The following is an 18,621-nucleotide window of genomic DNA, read 5'->3' on the forward strand; positions in this document are numbered from 1 at the left end:
ATGATCGACTGCGTCGAGAACCGGCTCCTCACATCGCGCCGTGGTCTCCTGCTCGGCGGCGCCTCCTTTGCAGCCTGGGCTTACCTGCCGAAATTCGCCCGCGCGGCCGACGGGCGCGACCCGCGATTGGTCGTCGTGATCCTGCGCGGTGCGCTCGACGGGCTCTCGACCGTCGCGCCGATTGGCGACGCCGATTATTCCGGCCTGCACGGTTCGATCGCGCTCACGGCCGATGGCGCGCATCCCGCGATCATGCTCGATTCCTTCTTCGGGCTGCATCCGTCGATGCCGGAGTTCGCGCGCATGTACAGGGATCGGCATGCCGCGGTGATTCATGCGGTGGCAACGCCCTATCGCGACCGCTCGCACTTCGATGGCCAGGATGTGCTCGAAAGCGGCTATGCCGGTCCCGGCCGCGTGCAGTCCGGCTGGCTCAACCGCGCGCTGGAAGCGCTGCCGCGCGGCGAGCGGGTGTCGAGCGGTCTTGCGGTCGGCCCCACCACGCCGCTGGTGCTGCGCGGCAATGCGCTGACCGTCGGCTGGGCGCCGGTAGCGCTGCCGCAGGCGGATGACGACACCACGATGCGGCTCATCGAGCTCTATCGACACCGCGATCCCGCGCTGGCCTCGGTGCTGTCGCAAGGCCTCCAGCTCGACAAGGTCGCGAGTGGCGACGACATGAAAGCGACGCGCGGTAACGCCGTCGCACAGATGCGCCAGGTCGCGCGCGGCGCCGCAAAGCTGATGGCGGCCGACGACGGCCCGCGCATCGCCGCGCTCGCCTTCGACGGCTGGGATACGCATGCCAATGAAGGCGGCCCTGTGGGGCGTCTCGCCTTCCTGCTCGGCGGCCTCGACGGCGCGCTCGCCGAGTTCGAAGGCGGCCTGGGGAATCGCTGGCGCGATACCGTCGTCGTCATCGCCACCGAGTTCGGCCGCACCGCGCGCATCAACGGCACCGACGGCACCGATCATGGCACGGCTACCGTCGCACTGCTCGCCGGCGGCGCGGTGAAAGGCGGCCGAGTCATCTCAGATTGGCCGGGCCTCAAGGTCGCGAACTTGTATGAGGGCCGCGACCTGAAGCCGACCACGGACTTGCGCTCCGTGATCAAGGGCGTGCTGCAGGATCAGTTCGGCCTGTCCGATCGCGTGCTGGCGGAGACGGTGTTTCCCGACAGCACAAGTGCAAGGCCGATGAAGGGGCTTGTGGCTTAACCTCTCCCCGCTCTTCGGGGAGAGGTCGGATCGCTATGGCGCGCAATTGCGCGCCTGAGCGATCCGGGTGAGGGGCAGCGCACACTGTTGCCAAGAGGGCAGTATATCCGATTCCCACATTGACCGTGCGTGCATCGCGCACATCGCCTACAATCGAGACCGAGCTCGCGGAAGCAGCCCCTCACCCCGCCCTCTCCCCGCAAGAACGGGGCGAGGGAGCGAGAGGGCGATGCGTCCCTTCTCGCCTACAGGAGAACCCCCCAATGTACATCGCCATGAACCGCTTCCGCGTCGCCAAGGGCTCCGAGTCTGCCTTCGAGCAGGTCTGGCTCACCCGCGACACCCATCTCGACAAGGTGCCGGGCTTCGTCGAATTCCATCTGCTGCGTGGGCCGGAAGCCGAGGACCACACGCTGTACGCTTCGCACACCGTCTGGGCGAACCACGCCGCCTTCGAGGCCTGGACCAAGTCGGAGGCGTTTCGCGCGGCGCATCACCGGGCGGGCGACAACAAGCCGCTTTATCTCGGCCATCCCCAGTTCGAAGGCTTCGAGGTGATGCAGACGGTGGGGCGCGGCGCGAAGTGACGCTGCCGCAAAAAAATGCGGCCCCTGTCAGACGCGGCGACTGACGGGGACCGCTTGGGGCGCTTGATCGGTGACGGGGGCCTGACCAGACGCAAGGCCAGCGTAGCCTTGCTATGTTACGCGCGGGTGACAGGCGGAGTTATCCACAGGGCTCCAGGGCGCAGGACTCAGAAGATCTTGCGATAGACGATGAAGCCGGACCGCTCCGCGACCTTGTCGTAAAGGTGCTGCGCCGTGACATTGGTCTCGTGCGTCTGCCAATAGACGCGCGGCGATCCCGCGAGCTTCGCCCGCTCGTAGACGCCATGGATCAGCGCCGAGCCGACGCCCTTGCCGCGCGCCGCCTCGGACGTGAACAGGTCCTGCAAATAGCAGGACGGCTCGATCGCGGTGGTGCTGCGATGAAACAGATAATGCGTCAGCCCGAGCAAGCGGCCGCCGTCCTCGGCGACCAGCGCGTGCATCGGCTCATAGGCGTCGAAGAAGCGCTGCCACGTCATGCGCGTGATCTCGGGCGCGAGCGCCGTCGGACCGGAGCGGCCGTAGAAGGCATTGTAGCCGTCCCATAGCGGCAGCCATTGGTCGTAATCCTGCCTGGTGACGGCGCGAATGGTGAGAGACATGTGAGTTTCCGCGATCGATGAAGTCTCCTTCATACGCGATGATGGGCGAGGCGATCAATTGTCTCAACATTCGGATGGATATGCAGTCGTGGCAACAGTGTGCCATGCCCCTCACCCGGATCGCACCGGACGATGCTGCGCATCACCGGAGCGATCCGACCTCTCCCCGCAGAAGAGCGGGGAGAGGTTAAGACGCGCAGCGCGCGATGTCCTCAAGTGAGGGACGCACCGCTCTATCACTCCCTCGCCCCGCTCTTGCGGGGAGAGGGTGGGGTGAGGGGCTATTTCCGCGGGCGCAGTTTGCACTCGCGTCAATCCGCGACGCGCAAGTACCGCATCAGCTTGCGGTCCGCGGGGTCGCGCAGGGAGCGGTAGTAGTCGGCGCGCGACAGCGCGTCGGTGTGGCGCACGAGGTCGGTCACCGGGGTGTAGCTTAGCATCCGCCCGCCGTCGGGCAGCGCGGTGCAGACGAAGCGCAGCACCTCGCCGTTTCGCAATTTGATGTTGATCGGAGTGGCATCGCCAATCCGCACCATCTCCATGCGCTGCGCGATGAAGGTGCCGAGCTCGTCCTCGGGCAGCTCGAACGCGCCGGTGTCGCGGCCGTGATACATCAGCGCGATGAAGGGCGGCTTGCCGTCGGCGATCTCGTCCGGCACCGCAAAATAATCGCGGAACGCGCGGTTGATGAATTCGGCCCGGGTCTCGCCATCGAGCAGCACGACGCCGATATCGACCTGGTCGAGCGCGGCCGACAGCCGCGCGGCCGTGGCGTGGCTCCGGCGCTCGGCCGCGAACGTGCCGAGCAGCCGCTCGCGCATCAGGCCGGTGATGCCGGCGGTGCCGGCAGCCGTGATGGCCAGGAGACCGAGCCGGACCAGATCGGCGCTGCCATAGCCGGAAACGCCGTGGTGGTTGAGGAAGAACAGCGCCGCGCCGATCACCGCGACGACCGCGGTCGTCATCGCGGAGGCGAGACCCGCGAGCGCGCCGGCGAGAGCCACGATGCAGACGAACAGCGGCGCCGGCGAGGGCGTGGGGATAATGCGGTCGAACAGCATGGCCAGCAGCAGGGCTGCTGCCGTCAGCGCCGGACCGGAGATCGCACGCCATCCGAACCGCATGGGACCAGTCTCGCTCCTTCCGAACGAGGGAACGCCGCAACACTGACTGATTGTTGCGCCATAGCGATACAGTTTCGCGCGGCGTGCTTAAGGCGCGCTTGCGTGCAAGCGTAAGGCTTTCGGATGATTTTAGACCATGTGCGCGTGCTTGACGCGCTGCTGCAGCGTCGGCGCATTCAGCGTCGACGTCCCCGTGCCCTTGCGCGTGCCGACGATGATCAACAGCGATGCCGCGACCAGGATGGCCGCAGTCAGGGTGATTGCAACGACTACCACAGGTGATTTCATCGACGTCCCGTCGCGATGCCGGTCGGCGCGGGCCGCGCGGCGCCCTGAAGGCTGGTCCAGGATGAAACGGGAATCAGACCGGCAGGCCCATCGCCATGGTCGCCTTGGTCGACAGCACCGTCAGGGTGACGATCAGGCACAGCGAGAGTGCGGCGACGGCGAGCGAGGCCGCGACCGCATGGGTGAGCCGGGAAGACGCGACGGTAGCGGATTGGCTCTGAAAGCCTTCCGTGCCGGACGCCCGCATCATGGTCTAAATCCTTCAACACGCGAGCGAATCACCCGCGACTTTCCAGAATTTCCCAGTTTCAACCGGCAATATTGCGGCGGCTACCGCGCTGAAAGTGGCGGGATTGCGGCAAGGATGGTCCTTATGCCCGCTATTCGCCGGAGCCGGTCGCGCCGTCAGGCTCCCGCCGCGATGCTGGCGGGGTCGTCGATGTCGGCCGGGCGCCAGTCCATCGTCACGAAGCCGGGCGCAGCTTCGACGCGCTTGAGCCAGTCCCGGATCGCCGGGAAGGTGGACAGATCGAAATCGCAGCGGTCGGCGAGGTGGGTGTAGCCGTACAGCGCGATGTCGGCGACCGTGAGCTGGCGCGCGGCGAAATAGGCGTTGGTCTTGAGATGGTTCTCCATCACCTGGAGCGCGCCATAGCCGCGCTCCATCCAGTCCTCCAGCGAATGGGTCTGGAGGTCGCGGCCGCCCTTGACCAGCGACAGCCAGAAATAGGCCGCGCCGATGTTCGGCTCGAGCGCGTGCTGCTCGAAGAACATCCATTGCAACGCCTCGGCGCGATCGATGCGGTTTTCCGGCGCGAGCGGCGTGCCGACGGCGACGTACCAGAGGATGGCGTTGGACTCGGCGAGATAGCGGTCCTGGCCGACCTCGAGCAGCGGCACCTGCCCCGACGGGTTCTTGCTCAGAAAGTCCGGCGTGCGGCTCTCGCCGCGCAGAATGTCCACCTCCACTGCTTCGTAAGGCAGGTTGAGCAGCGCCAGCGCAAGGCGGACCTTGTAGCTGTTGCCCGAGCGTTGCATCGAGTAGAGCTTGTACATTCTGGGATTCGAATCCGAGGACGGGAAGACGCGGCGCTCGTTGCCCGCGAGGCGGCTAAACAATGATGCCGATGCGAATCCGCCGCAAGAGCCAGCCAATAGAAAAACTCGAAAGCCCTACCGCACTGCAATGCTGCGGAAGATCATTTCCGCGCGGCGATGCAATTCAGTTCACGCTTGCGTCAACGCGTTGAAGCAGTGTGCTAGGCACCGGTGTGAGACGGCTTAGCTGCCAACGTTGGCCGCCAAAACCTCCGCATCTTCATGGCCGGGTCAAGCCCGGGCATGACGAACCACCTGTCGACCACGCAAAATTGCTCCGAGGACAGGCCTTGCCGGATATGAGGGATCTGGGCGGCAAAGTTGCGCAATATTGCGGGAAATCGCACTTCGAAACGCTCGAAAATCGTAAACTTTTCCGAGATCGGGCCGAAGTTTCTTGCAGCGCAGCGGCACACGTTTTAGGGTGGCTCATTCCCACAATCAGAGTCGTGAGGCGAAAGGCTTCACGACGCTTGTCAGGAGATGATGATGTCCTTCCTTGCCGCTGCGCTCGACCGTGTGAAGCCGTCCGCGACCATCGCGGTCACGGATAAAGCACGCGCGCTGAAAGCGGCGGGGCGCAACGTCATTGGCCTCGGTGCTGGCGAGCCCGATTTCGACACGCCCGCCAACATCAAGCTGGCGGCGATCCGCGCCATCGAGGCCGGCAAGACCAAGTACACCGCGGTCGACGGCATCCCCGAGCTGAAGGACGCCATCATCGCCAAGTTTCAGCGCGAGAACGGCGTCGTCTACAAGCCGAACCAGATCATCGTCGGCACCGGCGGCAAGCAGGTGCTCTACAACGCGCTGATGGCGACCATTAATCCGGGCGACGAGGTGATCATCCCCGCGCCCTACTGGGTCAGCTATCCTGAAATGGTGGCGCTCGCCGGCGGCGAGCCGGTGCCGGTAGTCTGCACCGCCGCGACCGGCTTCAAGCTCGGGGCCGAGGCGCTCGAGCGGGCGATCACGCCGAAGACCAAATGGGTCATCCTGTGCTCGCCGTCGAACCCGACCGGCGCGGCCTACACCAAGGCCGAGCTGAAGGCGCTCACCGACGTGCTGGTCAAGCATCCGCATGTCTGGGTGATGACCGACGACATGTACGAGCATCTTGTCTATGACGACTTCCAGTTCACCACCGTCGCGCAGGTCGAGCCCGGCCTCTACGACCGCACGCTCACGGTGAACGGCGTCTCCAAGGCTTATTGCATGACCGGCTGGCGTATCGGCTATGCCGGCGGTCCGGCTCATCTCATCAAGGCGATGTCGACGATCCAGTCGCAATCGACCTCGAACCCGTGCTCGATCGCGCAGTGGGCCTCGGTCGAGGCGCTGAACGGTCCGCAGGAGTTCATTCCGGCCAACAACAAGGTGTTCAAGGAGCGCCGTGACCTCGTGGTCTCCATGCTCAACCAGGCCAGCGGCATCGAATGCCCGCGCCCTGAGGGCGCGTTCTACGTCTATCCGTCCTGCGCCGGCACCATCGGCAAGAAAGCGCCGTCGGGCAACGTGATCTCGAACGACGAGCAGTTCGTCACCGAGCTCTTGGAGACCGAAGGCGTCGCCGTAGTGCAGGGTTCGGCCTTCGGCCTCGGCCCGGCCTTCCGCATCTCCTACGCGACCAAGACCTCGGACCTCGAAGACGCCTGCAAGCGCATCCAGCGCTTCTGCGGCAATCTGCGGTAAGCTGATTGCGACATCGCAAATTCAAAAAGGCCCGCTTCGCGCGGGCCTTTTTTGTTCGTGGCAGGTGAAGATTTGCTCAGGGTAAGCGGCGCACCGCTCTATCCCCGTCATTGCGAGCGCAGCGAAGCAATCCAGAATCCCTCCGCGGAAAGATGCTGGATTGCTTCGCTGCGCTCGCAATGACGGAGGATCTGGCACCACCACGTCTCTTATGGCATAGACCATCGCGCGGCGTGTGCCGCGTCCTTCCTGCTCGCATCACATCATCGCCGGAGACATTCATGCGCCGTTCGTTCATCTTCGCCGGGCTCGCCGTCGCCAGCCTCGTTGCCTCCAGCGTCAGCGGCAGTGCGCAGCAGCGGATGGCGCGGGTGGGCGTGCTCGAATGCCGCGGCGGCGCCAGTGTCGGCTTCATCGTGGGATCGGTGACGCATCTCGGCTGCGTGCTGCGCGCCGACGGCTTGCCCGACGACCGCTACGTCGCAACCATCCGTAAAGTCGGTCTCGACATTGGCATCACCCAGGAGACGGCTTTGGCCTGGGGCGTGTTCGCACCGGTCGACCGGCTCGGCCCGGGCGATCTCTCCGGCAATTACGCAGGCGCGCAGGGCAGCGCCTCGATCGGCGTCGGCCTTGGCGGCAACGTGCTGGTCGGCGGCTCCAACAATTCGATCGCGCTCCAGCCGCTCAGCGTGCAGGGCCAGGTCGGCCTCAACATCGCCGCCGGCCTCGAAAGCCTGGAACTCCGTCCGGGCCGCTAACACTTTCGCGTGTGATCGCGGCGCGCGAAGCGGCGCGATTTTGCCGACGACGCACCGCAGCGACGTTTGATGCTTGCCAAATCTAAGGGAGGGGCAGAGCATCTGCGTTTGCCGACCCAATCACGGGCCGAGCTCCACACCAAGGAGGCGGCGAATGGGACAAGACGTCAGAAGTCCCCGAGGTCCACGGTGCATTGCGCTGGTGGGCCCTTTCCAAAGCGGTAAAACCACACTTCTCGAAGCAATCCTGGCGCGAACGGGCGCAATCCCGCGCGCCGGCAGCGTCGACGCCGGAACTTCCGTCGGCGATGCCACGCCAGAGGCCCGTCAACACAAGATGACCGTCGGGCTGACTGCCGCCACCACGAGTTTCATGGGCGACAGCTACACCTTTCTCGATTGTCCCGGTTCCGTCGAGTTTGCCCACGACATGCGCGCCGCGCTTCCTGCGGTCGACGCCGCAATCGTGGTCTGCGAGGCCGACGAGAAGAAGCTGCCGCAGCTTCAGATCATCCTGCGCGAGCTGGAGGAGCTGAAGATCCCGCGTTTCCTGTTCCTCAACAAGATCGACCGCGCCAGCCAGCGCATCCGCGAAACCCTCGCGATGCTGCAGCCCGCCTCCCGTGTGCCGCTGGTGCTGCGCCAGATCCCGATCTGGAAGGGCGAGCTGATCGAGGGCTTCGTCGATCTCGCGCTGGAGCGCGCCTTCATCTATCGCGAGCACAAGGCCTCCGAGGTGGTCGCGCTCGAAGGCGGCGATATCGATCGCGAGAAGGAAGCCCGTTTCTCGATGCTGGAGAAGCTCGCCGACCACGATGACGCGCTGATGGAGCAGCTGCTCGAGGACATCCAGCCGCCGCGCGATGCCGTGTTCGACGATCTCGCCCGCGAATTGCGCGAGGGACTGATTTGCCCGGTGCTGCTGGGCGCTGCCGCCCGTGAGAACGGCGTGTTGCGCCTGATGAAGGCGTTGCGTCACGAGGCGCCCGGTGTCGCGGAGACGGCAAAACGTCTCGGCGTTCGCGAGACCAAGGACGCACTCGGCTACGTCTTCAAGACACTGCATTCGCAGCATGGCGGAAAGCTGTCGCTGACGCGGCTGCTCGCGGGCCATCTCGACGACGGCGCCACGCTGCAATCCTCCTCCGGAGGCTTGGGGCGCATCTCCGGCATCCTCGCCGTCAACGGCGCCTACGACACCAAGCGTGCCTCGGCCGAAGCCGGTGACACGGTGGCGCTCGCCAAGCTCGATCCGGTCAGGACTGCCGACACGGTGTCGAACGGCAAGACGCCGCCCGCGGCGTTGATTGCAATCGAGCCGACACCGCCGGTGCTCGCGATCTCGATCGCGGCAACCGATCGCAAGGATGACGTCAAGCTCGGCCAGGCGATGACGCGGCTGCACGAGGAGGATCCGTCGCTGGTCGTCGTGCAGAACGCCAAGACCCACGACACCGTGCTGTGGGGGCAGGGCGAGATGCACCTGCGCGTCGCCGGCGAGCGGCTGCGCGACCGTTTCGGCGTCAAGGTCACCTCGCATCCGCCCGCGATCGGCTATCAGGAGACCATCCGCAAGCCGATCACCCAGCGCGGGCGGCACAAGAAGCAGTCCGGCGGCCATGGCCAGTTCGGCGATGTCGTGCTCGACATCAGGCCGCTGCCGCGCGGTGACGGTTTCAAGTTCGCCGAGAAGGTCGTGGGCGGCGCGGTGCCGCGCAACTACATCCCGGCGGTCGAGGAAGGCGTCGTCGACGGGTTGGCGCGCGGCCCGCTCGGCTTTCCCGTCACCGACGTGCAGGTGACGCTGACCGACGGCTCCTATCACAGTGTCGACTCCTCCGACCTCGCCTTCCGCACCGCTGCGCGGGTCGGACTGAACGAAGGCTTGCCGCAATGCCAGCCGGTCCTGCTGGAGCCGATCCACGTGGTCGAGATCGTCTGCCCGACCGACGCCACGGCCAAGATCAACGCGATCCTGTCGGCGCGACGCGGCCAGATTCTCGGCTTCGACACCCGTGACGGCTGGAGCGGCTGGGACTGCGTCCGCGCCATGATGCCGGAGGCTGAGATCGGCGAGCTCATCGTCGAGCTGCGCTCCGCGACAGCAGGCGCTGGCAGCTTCACACGCCAGTTCGACCACATGGCCGAGGTCACAGGCCGCGCCGCCGACCAGATCATCGCCGCGCATCAGCACGCGGCGTGAGCCTGTCTCTCGCGCAGTGAGGGACGCAAATCTCTCTCTCCCTCTCCCCGTTCTTCACGGGGAGAGGGTGGGGTGAGGGGCTGTATCCACGCGAGCGATCTGAATTGCAGGCAGACAATCGAGTCGGATGGGCATTCGCTCGTGGCGGCAGAGTGCCTTGCCCCTCACCCGGATCGCTGACGCGATCCGACCTCTCCCCGCAGGCGGGAAGACGTGAAGCTGCTTGCGTTCGCCCTTGGATGATGTACAATACATCATTGTATATGTTCTAAATATCAGATATAAGTTCTGATATGTGAGGCCAAGGTGATCACGTCGTTCCAGATGCGGGCAGCCCGCGCGCTGCTTGGCATTGACCAGAAGACCCTGGCCGAGCTCGCCGGCGTTTCGTTGCCGACCATCCAGCGGATGGAGGCCTCGACCGGCAATGTTCGTGGCGTGGTCGAGACCCTGATCAAGGTGGTCGAGGCGTTCGACCGGGCCGGCATCGAGCTGATCGGCGAACAGGCCCGCAGCGACGGCGGCGGGCGTGGCGTTCGCCTGAAGGAGCCCGGGCCGCCGCGCCGGGTCGGAGCATGATCGCGCGCTGGATCATGCCCGGGATCAAGATGGGCTAGCGCATCGTCGCACCTCGGCCACACGGGACGCACGATGCTTCGGAGCGTTGTGGGGCAGCGGAGCACTTTGCTGAAATGAGCATCACCAGTGATCAGGCGAGCCGGCTGCACCAGCTGCGTCAGCCGACCTTCGCCGAGCTGTATTTGCCAAAGCTCGTCACCGTCTGGCGTGAAGGCTACGGCCTCGCGGGTTTCCGCGCCGACGTCTTCGCCGGCCTGACGGTTGCGATCGTCGCGCTGCCGCTGTCGATGGCGATCGCGATCGCCTCGGGCGTGACGCCGGACCGCGGCCTCTACACCGCCGTCGCCGGCGGCTTCATCGCCTCCCTGCTCGGCGGCAGCCGGTTCCAGATCGGAGGACCTGCCGGTGCGTTCATCGTCTTGGTCGCAGCGACCGCAGAGCGTCACGGCGTCGACGGTGTCATCCTCGCCACCATGATGGCGGGCCTGTTCCTGATCGCTGCGGGCCTGCTCAGGGTCGGCACCTACATCAAGTTCATTCCCTATCCGGTGACGGTCGGCTTCACCGCCGGCATCGCCGTGATCATCTTCGCCAGCCAGCTCCGCGATCTCTCAGGCATCACGCTCGCGGGGAGGGAGCCCAGCGAGTTCGTGCCAAAGCTCGTCGCGCTCGCCGGCGGCCTCAACACCATCAATCCGTCCGCCGTCGCAGTCGCCATCGTCAGCATCGCCATCATCGCCGGCTTGCGCCGCTGGCGGCCGTCCTGGCCCGGCATTCTGATCGCGGTCGTGTTTGCGGCGGTCGCAAGTAGCGTGCTGTCGCTCCCGGTCGAGACCATCGGCTCGCGCTTCGGCGGCATTCCGCGCGAGCTGCCCACGCCGGCGCTGCCCGCGTTCTCGTTGGAGAAGACGCGGGCCGTGCTGCCGGATGCGATCGCCTTCGCGCTGCTGGCCGCCATCGAATCGCTGCTGTCGGCGGTGGTCGCCGACGGCATGACCGGCCGCCGTCACCGCTCCAATTGCGAACTGGTGGCGCAAGGCGCGGCCAATATCGGCTCGGCGCTGTTCGGCGGCATCTGCGTCACCGGCCTGATCGCTCGCACCGCCACCAACATCCGCGCCGGCGCGCACGGACCGATGGCGGGCATGCTACACTCCGTGTTCCTGCTGCTGTTCATGCTGATCGCTGCGCCGCTGGCGAGCTACATCCCGCTGGCCGCGCTCGCCTCGGTGCTGGTCGTGGTGGCCTGGACCATGGCGGAGAAGCACGAGTTCGCCACGCTCTTGCGCTCATCCTGGGGCGATGCCGTGGTGCTGCTCGCGACCTTCCTGCTCACGATCTTCCGCGATCTTACCGAAGGCATCCTGGTCGGCTTCGCGCTCGGCGCGGTGCTGTTCATCCATCGCATGGCGGAGATGACGGGCATCGAGGAACGCACGCCGCTGGTGGTTGCCGATCGTCCCGACGACGGTAACGGCGATCGCGTTCCCTACGATTCCGCGCTTGCGCTCGACCCCGACGTGCTGGTCTATCGCATCACCGGTGCGTTCTTCTTCGGCGCGGCCTCGGCGATCGGCGGCGTGCTCGACGGCATCGCCGACCGGCGCAAGGCCTTCGTGGTCGACTTCGCCGCGGTGCCGTTCCTGGATTCGACCGCGGCCAACGTGCTCGGCCGGGTCGCGGCCAAGGCGCACCGCCAGGGCATCAGGCTGTTCATCACGGGGGCCTCGCCCACGGTCCGCCGCGCGCTGCTCACCCATGGCGTGACGCCCCCGCGCGCACGCTATCGCACGACCCTCGAGCGCGCCATCGCCGACATCAAGGGCCGAGCCGCCGACGAGGCTGCTGCGAGCTGACGGCGCGCGCTTGACACGGCGGGCGCGACGCGAAATGGATCGCCTCGGAAACGACCCGAGGAAAAGATGACCGCGCCAAGAACTCCCGCAGCCTGTCTGATCGGATGGCCGGCGGCGCATTCGCGCTCGCCGCTGATTCATCATTACTGGCTGCGTACGCTCGGAATCGAGGGCGGCTATGTCATCGAGGCGGTTCCGCCCGAGGATCTGCGCGACTTCGTGCTGCGGCTGTCGCTGCGCGGCTTCGTCGGGGCCAACGTCACCATTCCGCACAAGGAAGCCGTGCTGGCGCTGTCGAGGCCCGATGCGCGCGCAAAGGCCGTCGGTGCCGCCAACACGCTGTGGTTCGCGGATGGCGAGCTGCGCGCGACCAACACCGATGTCGAAGGATTCATCAACAATCTCGACGCCAGCGCGCCCGGCTGGGGCGCGGCGGAGGAAGCGCTGGTGCTGGGTGCCGGAGGCTCCTCGCGCGCGGTCGTGTTCGGCCTGCTCGAGCGCGGCATCAAGTGCGTGCATGTTGCCAATCGCACCGTCGCGCGGGCCGAGACGCTGGCAAAGCAGTTCGGGCCGAACGTGCACGCGCTGCCGTGGGACGCGATCAACGACGTGCTGCCGCGCGCAAAACTTCTCGTGAACACGACCTCGCTCGGCATGCACGGGCAGCCTTCACTCGATGTTGATGTTGCACGCCTGCCGCAAGCGGCCGTCGTTGCCGACCTCGTCTATGTTCCCTTGGTGACGCCGCTGCTCGCCGCAGCAACGGCGCGCGGCCTGAAGACCGCCGACGGGCTCGGCATGCTGCTGCATCAGGCGGTGCGCGGCTTCGAGCTGTGGTTCGGCCGGCGGCCTGAGGTCACCTCCGAACTGCGTGCATTGGTCGAGGCCGATCTCACAAAGACTTGAGAGAATAGCAGGGGTCTTTCGGAGTTCTCCATCCGTGGGGACAATCGGAGACCGTCATGACTGTTCAACGTGCAACTTTCACACGTCCACTGATCGCCGTCGCGATGGTGGCCGTCTCGACTTACTGCGCCTTCGCCCAGAAGGCGCCGGTGCCGACGCGCGTGCGCGGCACCATCGAAAGCGTCAATGGCGACACCATGCAGGTCAAGTCGCGCAGCGGTGAAGAGGTCAAGCTTCACCTCGCCTCTGACGTGAACGTGTCGGGCGTCACCAGGATTTCACTCGCCGACATCAAGCCGGGTTCGTTCATCGGCGCGACCACCGTGCCGGGACCGGACGGCAGCCAGAACGCCGTCGAGGTGCACGTGTTTCCGGAAGATATGCGCGGCACCGGCGAGGGCTCTCGGCCCTGGGACCTCAAGCCGAACTCCAGCATGACCAATGCGACGGTGGCCGAGAGCGTGGTCGGCAATGACGGTCACACGCTGCTGGTCAAGTACAAGGACGGCGAGAAGAAGGTGTTCGTCGCCGACGACACGCCGGTGGTGACGTTCGTGCCCGGCGGCAAATCCGAGTTGAAGCCCGGCGCCAAGGTCATCGCCTTCATGAAGCAATTGCCGGACGGCTCGTTCGAGACCAACCGCGTCAGCGTCGGCCGCGACGGCCTGACGCCGCCGATGTGAGAGGCAAGTTAGGGACGCATCGGCCTCTCGCTCCCTCGCCCCGTTCTTACGGGGAGAGGGTGGGGTGAGGGGCTGTCTCCGCGAATTCGGCTTTCAATTGTTTTGAGCGTCCGATTCCAAGGTCATCGGAGGAGTCGGAGGGACTACCATCTTGGCATCAGCGTGCCTTGCCCCTCACCCGGATCGCGCCGGACGATGCTTCGCATCGCCGGGGCGATCCGACCTCTCCCCGCAGGAGGGCGGGAGAGGTTAGCACTCACACCGCAATGACGTGATCGTCGATCTCGTCGATCCGGTTGACGCCGCACAGGCCCATGGTGGTGAGCAGCTCCTTCTGGATGATGTCGATCGCCTTGGCGACGCCGGCCTGGCCGCCGGCGCCCAGGCCATAGGCATAGGCGCGGCCGATCATGCAGGACTTGGCGCCGAGCGCGAGCGCGCGCATCACGTCCTGGCCGGAGCGGATGCCGCCGTCGAACATGATCTCCATCTTGTCACCGACCGCGTCCGCAATCTCGGGCAGGACCTCGATCGAGGACGGCGCGCCGTCGAGCTGGCGGCCGCCATGGTTGGAGACCACGATCGCCTGTGCGCCGGTCTTGGCGGCGAGCTCGGCGTCCTCGACGTCGAGAATGCCCTTCAGGATCAGCTTGCCTGGCCAGATCGAGCGGATCCAGTCGATGTCGTTCCAGTTCAGCGAGGTGTCGAATTGCGAGCTGATCCAGGTCGACAGCGAGGTGATGTCGTCGCTGACCTTCAGATGACCGGCGAGATTGCCGAAGGTGCGGCGCTTGCCTTGCAGCACGCCCGAGACCCAGGCCGGCTTGCTGGCGAAATCCAGAAGCTTCGACAGCGACCACTCGGGCGGCACCGTCATGCCGTTCTTGATGTCGGCATGGCGCTGGCCGATCACTTGCAAGTCGACGGTCAGCACCAGCGCGCTGCACTTGGCGTCCATCGCGCGCTGGATCAATTCCTTGATGAACCCGCGGTCCTTCATCACGTAGAGCTGGAACCAGAACGGCTTCTCGACATTGGCGGCGATGTCCTCGATCGAGCAGATCGACATGGTCGATTGCGTGAACGGGATGCCGGCGGCCTGCGCGGCGCGGCAGGCGTGGATCTCGCCGTCGCCGTGCTGCATGCCGAGCAGGCCCACCGGCGCGAGGATCAGCGGCATGGTCGAGGGCTCGCCGAGGATCGTGGTCGAGGTATCGCGCTTGGAGACGTCGACCAGGATGCGCTGGCGGAACTTGATCGCCTGCATGTCCTCGCGGTTGGCGCGCAGCGTTTCCTCGGCATAGGAGCCGCGGTCGCAATAGTCGAAGAACGCCTTCGGCACGCGGCGCTTATGCAGCGTGCGAAGATCGTCGATACAGGTGATATGCTTCATGTCGTTTCCCCGGCCCGTCCAACGTGGAAGTCTTGCATCGGAAGATTTCGGGGTCATCTAGCATGGTTGGATGCACAGCCAAATCGTTTGCAGAACGTTTTGCAGGAGGGCGCCATGACGAGGCCGCACGCTGGACCGTCGCCGGAAGAGATCAAGGAGAAGCATGATCTCGAGGAGGCGCTGGAAGAGGGTCTGGAAGAGACCTTTCCGGGCTCCGATCCGGTCAATGTCACCCAGCCGGCCCCTAGCCGTGAGGACGGCCATGTGAAACGCTCCGGGTAGCGCGGGTTCCCGCCTTGGTGCGGCGTTCCGGCAGGAAATATAGTGTTAACAAGACGTTACCGATCCGGCTGGGCCCGGTTCCGTAACGATTCATCATATTTTTTGAAACCAATTTAGCTGCGATGGCATTATAAGTCCCCCAGCACATCAGGGATGCGGGGCCCCGTCGGGCAGCCCGTGGTTATCGAGCGGATCCCCTGGTTGTCGCCTTGGGGGACGATATGAGCCGCAAATATTTCGGGACGGACGGGATCCGGGGCCGCGCCAACGGACTGATCACGCCGGAGCTCGCGCTCAAGGTCGGCCAGGCCGCAGGCCTTGCGTTTCAGCGCGGTGACCACCGCCACCGGGTCGTGATCGGCAAGGACACCCGCCTGTCCGGCTACATGATCGAATACGCAATGGTCGCAGGCTTCACCTCGGTCGGCATGGACGTGCTGCTGGTCGGCCCGATGCCGACGCCGGCGGTCGCGATGCTGACGAAGTCGATGCGCGCCGATCTCGGCGTGATGATCTCGGCCTCGCACAACCTGTTCGAGGACAACGGCATCAAGCTGTTCGGCCCGCAGGGCTTCAAGCTTTCCGACGACGTCGAGCGGCAGATCGAGCAACTGCTCGACGAATCTCTCGACAAGCGGCTGGCGCAGAGCGCGAGCCTCGGCCGCGCCCGCCGTATCGACGGCGTGCACGACCGCTACATCGAGTTCGCCAAGCGCACGCTGCCGCGCGATCTGTCGCTGGATGGCTTGCGCGTCGTGATCGATTGCGCCAATGGCGCCGCCTACAAGGTGGTGCCCGAAGCCCTGTGGGAGCTGGGTGCCGATGTGGTGCCGATCGGCGTCGAGCCCGACGGCTTCAACATCAACAAGGAGTGCGGCTCGACCTCGCCGGAAGCGCTGTCGAAGAAGGTGCGCGAGATGCGCGCCGACATCGGCATCGCGCTGGACGGCGATGCCGATCGCGTCATCCTGGTCGATGAGCGCGGCCATCTCGTCGACGGCGACCAATTGCTCGCGGTGATCGCGCAGAGCTGGAAGGAAGACGGCCGGCTGTCGCGGCCTGGCATCGTCGCCACCGTGATGTCCAATCTCGGCCTCGAACGCTTCCTGCAAGGGCAGGGGCTCGAGCTCGTGCGCACGCCGGTCGGCGACCGCTACGTGCTCGAGCAGATGCTGAGCGGCGGCTACAATCTGGGCGGAGAGCAGTCCGGCCACATCATCCTGTCCGACTACGCCACCACCGGCGACGGTTTCGTTGCGGCCTTGCAGGTGCTGGCCGTGGTGCAGAAGCTGCGCCGGCCGGTGTCGGAAGTCTGCCACCGCTTCGATCCGCTGCCGCAGATCCTCAAGAACGTCCGTCACAAGGGCGGCAAGCCGCTCGACGATTCCGACGTCAAGTCGGCGATCTCCGACGGCGAGAAGCGCCTCAACGGCCACGGCCGCCTCCTGATCCGCTCCTCCGGCACCGAGCCCGTGATCCGCGTCATGGGCGAAGGCGAGGACCGCATTCTGGTCGAGGACGTCGTCGACACCATCGTCCTGGCACTGGGGCACGCCGCGGCTTGAGGCCCTTCTTACCCTCCCCAGGAGGGGGAGGGTCGATCGCGCGCAGCGCGAGCGGGGTGGGTGATCTCTCCACTCGGGCACTGCTGGATGTGGAGAGACCGTCACCCCACCCCGTCTCACATTTCGCTGCGCTCAATGTGAGCCGACCCTCCCCCTTCAGGGGAGGGTAAGCGACGAGAGCGCCCGCGCATCCCAGCCATTTGCGATTGGCGGTGATTTGGGCGCCACCAGCATCGTACCTAGCATGTCGCGGCAATCTGCCGCGCCGGGACGCTGCCTTGAACAAGTCTGTCGTCGTACCTGCGGAAACCCTGACCGAGCCCGTCGTTGTCGCCGACGTGACGCCCGCTGCAGCCAAGCCTGCTGCGAAGGCCGCGGGGCCGGCTTACATCGTGCTCGCCGGCATCAGCTTGTCGCACTTCCTCAACGACACCATGCAGTCGCTGATCGCCTCGGTGTATCCGATCCTGAAGGACGCCTATGCGCTCGACTTCGCGCAGATCGGCATGATCACGCTGGCGTTCCAGTTCACGGCCTCGCTGCTGCAGCCGGTGGTCGGGCACTACACCGACAAGAAGGCACAGCCCTATTCGCTGGCGATCGGCATGGCCTCGACCTTTTTCGGCCTCTTGCTGCTCAGCGCCGCGCATCAATATCTCGTCATCCTCCTCGCCGCTGCGCTGGTCGGCCTCGGCTCGGCGGTGTTCCACCCCGAATCCGCACGCATCGCGCGGCTCGCTTCAGGCGGCCGCTACGGCTTTGCGCAATCGGTGTTCCAGCTCGGCGGCAGTTTCGGCACCTCGATGGGACCGGTGCTGGCGGCGCTGATCGTGGTGCCGTTCGGGCAGGGCAGCATCGCCTGGTTCTCCTCGATCGCGTTCCTCGCGATCCTCATCCTCTGGCGTATCGGCCGCTGGTATGCGCCGCAGATCAAGGCGAGGAAGACGGCGCCGCTTCACACCCAGCCGGGCGGGCCGAGCTCGCGCCGTGTCGCGGTGGCGCTGCTCGTGCTGGTCGCGCTGTTGTTCTCCAAGCAGCTCTACGTCTCGAGCCTGTCGAGCTATTACATCTTCTATCTGATCGGCCGCTTCGGCGTGTCGACGCAGGCAGCCCAGATCTACCTCTTCATTTTTCTTGCGGCGAACGCCGTGGGTGCGTTTCTCGGTGGTCCATTGGGGGACCGTTTCGGCCGCAAGGTCGTGATCTGGATCTCGATCCTCGGCGCGCTGCCGTTCACGCTGGCGCTGCCCTATGCCGGTCTCGTTGCCAGCGCCGTGCTCAGCGTCGTCATCGGTCTCATCATCTCCTCGACGACGTCGTCGATCATCGTGTTCGCCCAGGAGCTGGTGCCGCACCGCTTCGGCATGATCTCCGGCGTGTTCTTCGGCGTCGCGTTCGGCATCGGGGGCCTGGGCGCGGCCGTGCTCGGCAAGCTCGCCGACCACACCTCGATCGAGTTCGTCTACCAGGTCTGCGCCTATTTGCCGGCGATCGGGCTGCTCGCGGTGTTCCTGCCGAAATTGCCGCGGCACGTGCATTAACGCACCCGCACTCGCCGCCTTGCGGCTTCACACATCGTTAGGAAATGCGGCGAGGATGGCCCATTTGGCGCGGCATTTTTGCAACGCTCGCGCGACGCGCGCGTGTGGGTTGAGAAAAAATCAACCTTAAAAATTAGGGTTAAGTGGCGCTTAAACATTTGCTGCCATCGTCCGGGTCGTGAGTTTCCAGAACGTGAGGCGTCTGCATTCTGCCTCACCGGC

The 18,621-nt window shown here is 65.5% G+C and carries 18 protein-coding genes; 12 read left to right on the top strand and 6 right to left on the bottom strand.

The genetic code is table 11. From position 1 onward, the window contains the following. Both ACVIIV_RS12870 and ACVIIV_RS12875 read left to right on the top strand, forming a co-directional pair. On the top strand, positions 1-1,218 hold the full coding sequence (locus tag ACVIIV_RS12870) for a DUF1501 domain-containing protein (protein ID WP_456744516.1): 1,218 nt from the start codon (positions 1-3) through the stop codon (positions 1,216-1,218). Between the two features lie 263 nt (positions 1,219-1,481). Further along, on the top strand, positions 1,482-1,805 hold the full coding sequence (locus ACVIIV_RS12875; RefSeq protein ID WP_080134740.1) for an antibiotic biosynthesis monooxygenase family protein: 324 nt from the start codon (positions 1,482-1,484) through the stop codon (positions 1,803-1,805). Positions 1,806-1,972: 167 nt separating this feature from the next. Here the strand turns inward: ACVIIV_RS12875 and ACVIIV_RS12880 are convergent, their stop codons facing one another. From ACVIIV_RS12880 to ACVIIV_RS12900, 5 genes are all read right to left on the bottom strand, one after another. Next, on the bottom strand, positions 1,973-2,428 hold the full coding sequence (locus ACVIIV_RS12880) for an N-acetyltransferase family protein (RefSeq protein ID WP_456744517.1): 456 nt from the start codon (positions 2,426-2,428) through the stop codon (positions 1,973-1,975). A 311-nt stretch (positions 2,429-2,739) separates the two neighbouring features. After that, positions 2,740-3,552 (bottom strand): PAS-domain containing protein, encoded by an 813-nt coding sequence (locus tag ACVIIV_RS12885; protein WP_456744518.1) that lies wholly within the window; start codon positions 3,550-3,552, stop codon positions 2,740-2,742. 129 nt (positions 3,553-3,681) lie between these two features. Next, positions 3,682-3,840, bottom strand: coding sequence for a hypothetical protein (locus ACVIIV_RS12890; RefSeq protein ID WP_061877464.1), 159 nt, complete (start codon positions 3,838-3,840; stop codon positions 3,682-3,684). A 73-nt stretch (positions 3,841-3,913) separates the two neighbouring features. Beyond that, positions 3,914-4,090 (bottom strand): hypothetical protein, encoded by a 177-nt coding sequence (locus tag ACVIIV_RS12895; RefSeq protein ID WP_456744519.1) that lies wholly within the window; start codon positions 4,088-4,090, stop codon positions 3,914-3,916. 155 nt (positions 4,091-4,245) lie between these two features. Beyond that, entirely contained in the window at positions 4,246-4,896 is a 651-nt protein-coding gene (locus ACVIIV_RS12900; protein ID WP_456744520.1) for a glutathione S-transferase family protein, read from the bottom strand. Positions 4,897-5,427: 531 nt separating this feature from the next. Here ACVIIV_RS12900 and ACVIIV_RS12905 point away from each other — a divergent pair. From ACVIIV_RS12905 to ACVIIV_RS12935, 7 genes are all read left to right on the top strand, one after another. After that, on the top strand, positions 5,428-6,630 hold the full coding sequence (locus tag ACVIIV_RS12905; protein WP_456744521.1) for a pyridoxal phosphate-dependent aminotransferase: 1,203 nt from the start codon (positions 5,428-5,430) through the stop codon (positions 6,628-6,630). Between the two features lie 281 nt (positions 6,631-6,911). After that, a complete protein-coding gene (locus ACVIIV_RS12910) occupies positions 6,912-7,391 on the top strand; it encodes a DUF992 domain-containing protein (RefSeq protein ID WP_456744522.1) in 480 nt (159 codons plus the stop codon). Between the two features lie 154 nt (positions 7,392-7,545). Continuing rightward, positions 7,546-9,594 (top strand): elongation factor G, encoded by a 2,049-nt coding sequence (locus tag ACVIIV_RS12915; protein ID WP_456744523.1) that lies wholly within the window; start codon positions 7,546-7,548, stop codon positions 9,592-9,594. Between the two features lie 306 nt (positions 9,595-9,900). After that, on the top strand, positions 9,901-10,173 hold the full coding sequence (locus ACVIIV_RS12920; RefSeq protein ID WP_456744524.1) for a helix-turn-helix domain-containing protein: 273 nt from the start codon (positions 9,901-9,903) through the stop codon (positions 10,171-10,173). Between the two features lie 113 nt (positions 10,174-10,286). Then, positions 10,287-12,029: a SulP family inorganic anion transporter gene (locus ACVIIV_RS12925; RefSeq protein WP_456744525.1), complete on the top strand. Its 1,743-nt coding sequence runs from the start codon at positions 10,287-10,289 to the stop codon at positions 12,027-12,029. Between the two features lie 66 nt (positions 12,030-12,095). Further along, positions 12,096-12,935: a shikimate dehydrogenase gene (locus tag ACVIIV_RS12930; RefSeq protein ID WP_456744526.1), complete on the top strand. Its 840-nt coding sequence runs from the start codon at positions 12,096-12,098 to the stop codon at positions 12,933-12,935. Positions 12,936-12,991: 56 nt separating this feature from the next. Further along, a complete protein-coding gene (locus tag ACVIIV_RS12935; protein WP_456744527.1) occupies positions 12,992-13,618 on the top strand; it encodes a hypothetical protein in 627 nt (208 codons plus the stop codon). A gap of 256 nt (positions 13,619-13,874) precedes the next feature. Here ACVIIV_RS12935 and ACVIIV_RS12940 read toward each other — a convergent pair whose 3' ends face one another. Beyond that, entirely contained in the window at positions 13,875-15,011 is a 1,137-nt protein-coding gene (locus tag ACVIIV_RS12940; protein WP_456744528.1) for an alpha-hydroxy acid oxidase, read from the bottom strand. Between the two features lie 114 nt (positions 15,012-15,125). On the opposite strand from ACVIIV_RS12940, the gene ACVIIV_RS12945 reads away from it, so the two are divergent. The 3 genes from ACVIIV_RS12945 (at position 15,126) to ACVIIV_RS12955 (ending at position 18,399) form a co-directional block, all read left to right on the top strand. After that, the gene (locus ACVIIV_RS12945; RefSeq protein WP_456744529.1) at positions 15,126-15,293 is read left to right on the top strand and encodes a hypothetical protein; all 168 of its coding nucleotides are present in this window, start codon (positions 15,126-15,128) and stop codon (positions 15,291-15,293) included. A gap of 221 nt (positions 15,294-15,514) precedes the next feature. Beyond that, the gene (gene glmM, locus ACVIIV_RS12950) at positions 15,515-16,858 is read left to right on the top strand and encodes a phosphoglucosamine mutase (RefSeq protein WP_456744530.1); all 1,344 of its coding nucleotides are present in this window, start codon (positions 15,515-15,517) and stop codon (positions 16,856-16,858) included. 278 nt (positions 16,859-17,136) lie between these two features. Then, positions 17,137-18,399, top strand: a complete 1,263-nt coding sequence (locus ACVIIV_RS12955) for an MFS transporter (protein WP_456744531.1) — start codon at positions 17,137-17,139, stop codon at positions 18,397-18,399. Positions 18,400-18,621 lie beyond the last annotated feature (222 nt).

The sequence above is a fragment of the Bradyrhizobium sp. USDA 4354 genome, from assembly GCF_054060315.1.

What these genes read in the sequence shown, in the direction of transcription:
- ACVIIV_RS12870 (WP_456744516.1), top strand. Translation starts at nt 1, where the DNA reads ATGATCGACTGCGTCGAGAACCGGCTCCTCACATCGCGCCGTGGTCTC.
- ACVIIV_RS12875 (WP_080134740.1), top strand. Translation starts at nt 1,482, where the DNA reads ATGTACATCGCCATGAACCGCTTCCGCGTCGCCAAGGGCTCCGAGTCT.
- ACVIIV_RS12880 (WP_456744517.1), bottom strand. Translation starts at nt 2,428, where the DNA reads ATGTCTCTCACCATTCGCGCCGTCACCAGGCAGGATTACGACCAATGG.
- ACVIIV_RS12885 (WP_456744518.1), bottom strand. Translation starts at nt 3,552, where the DNA reads ATGCGGTTCGGATGGCGTGCGATCTCCGGTCCGGCGCTGACGGCAGCA.
- ACVIIV_RS12890 (WP_061877464.1), bottom strand. Translation starts at nt 3,840, where the DNA reads ATGAAATCACCTGTGGTAGTCGTTGCAATCACCCTGACTGCGGCCATC.
- ACVIIV_RS12895 (WP_456744519.1), bottom strand. Translation starts at nt 4,090, where the DNA reads ATGATGCGGGCGTCCGGCACGGAAGGCTTTCAGAGCCAATCCGCTACC.
- ACVIIV_RS12900 (WP_456744520.1), bottom strand. Translation starts at nt 4,896, where the DNA reads ATGTACAAGCTCTACTCGATGCAACGCTCGGGCAACAGCTACAAGGTC.
- ACVIIV_RS12905 (WP_456744521.1), top strand. Translation starts at nt 5,428, where the DNA reads ATGTCCTTCCTTGCCGCTGCGCTCGACCGTGTGAAGCCGTCCGCGACC.
- ACVIIV_RS12910 (WP_456744522.1), top strand. Translation starts at nt 6,912, where the DNA reads ATGCGCCGTTCGTTCATCTTCGCCGGGCTCGCCGTCGCCAGCCTCGTT.
- ACVIIV_RS12915 (WP_456744523.1), top strand. Translation starts at nt 7,546, where the DNA reads ATGGGACAAGACGTCAGAAGTCCCCGAGGTCCACGGTGCATTGCGCTG.
- ACVIIV_RS12925 (WP_456744525.1), top strand. Translation starts at nt 10,287, where the DNA reads ATGAGCATCACCAGTGATCAGGCGAGCCGGCTGCACCAGCTGCGTCAG.
- ACVIIV_RS12930 (WP_456744526.1), top strand. Translation starts at nt 12,096, where the DNA reads ATGACCGCGCCAAGAACTCCCGCAGCCTGTCTGATCGGATGGCCGGCG.
- ACVIIV_RS12935 (WP_456744527.1), top strand. Translation starts at nt 12,992, where the DNA reads ATGACTGTTCAACGTGCAACTTTCACACGTCCACTGATCGCCGTCGCG.
- ACVIIV_RS12940 (WP_456744528.1), bottom strand. Translation starts at nt 15,011, where the DNA reads ATGAAGCATATCACCTGTATCGACGATCTTCGCACGCTGCATAAGCGC.
- ACVIIV_RS12945 (WP_456744529.1), top strand. Translation starts at nt 15,126, where the DNA reads ATGACGAGGCCGCACGCTGGACCGTCGCCGGAAGAGATCAAGGAGAAG.
- glmM (WP_456744530.1), top strand. Translation starts at nt 15,515, where the DNA reads ATGAGCCGCAAATATTTCGGGACGGACGGGATCCGGGGCCGCGCCAAC.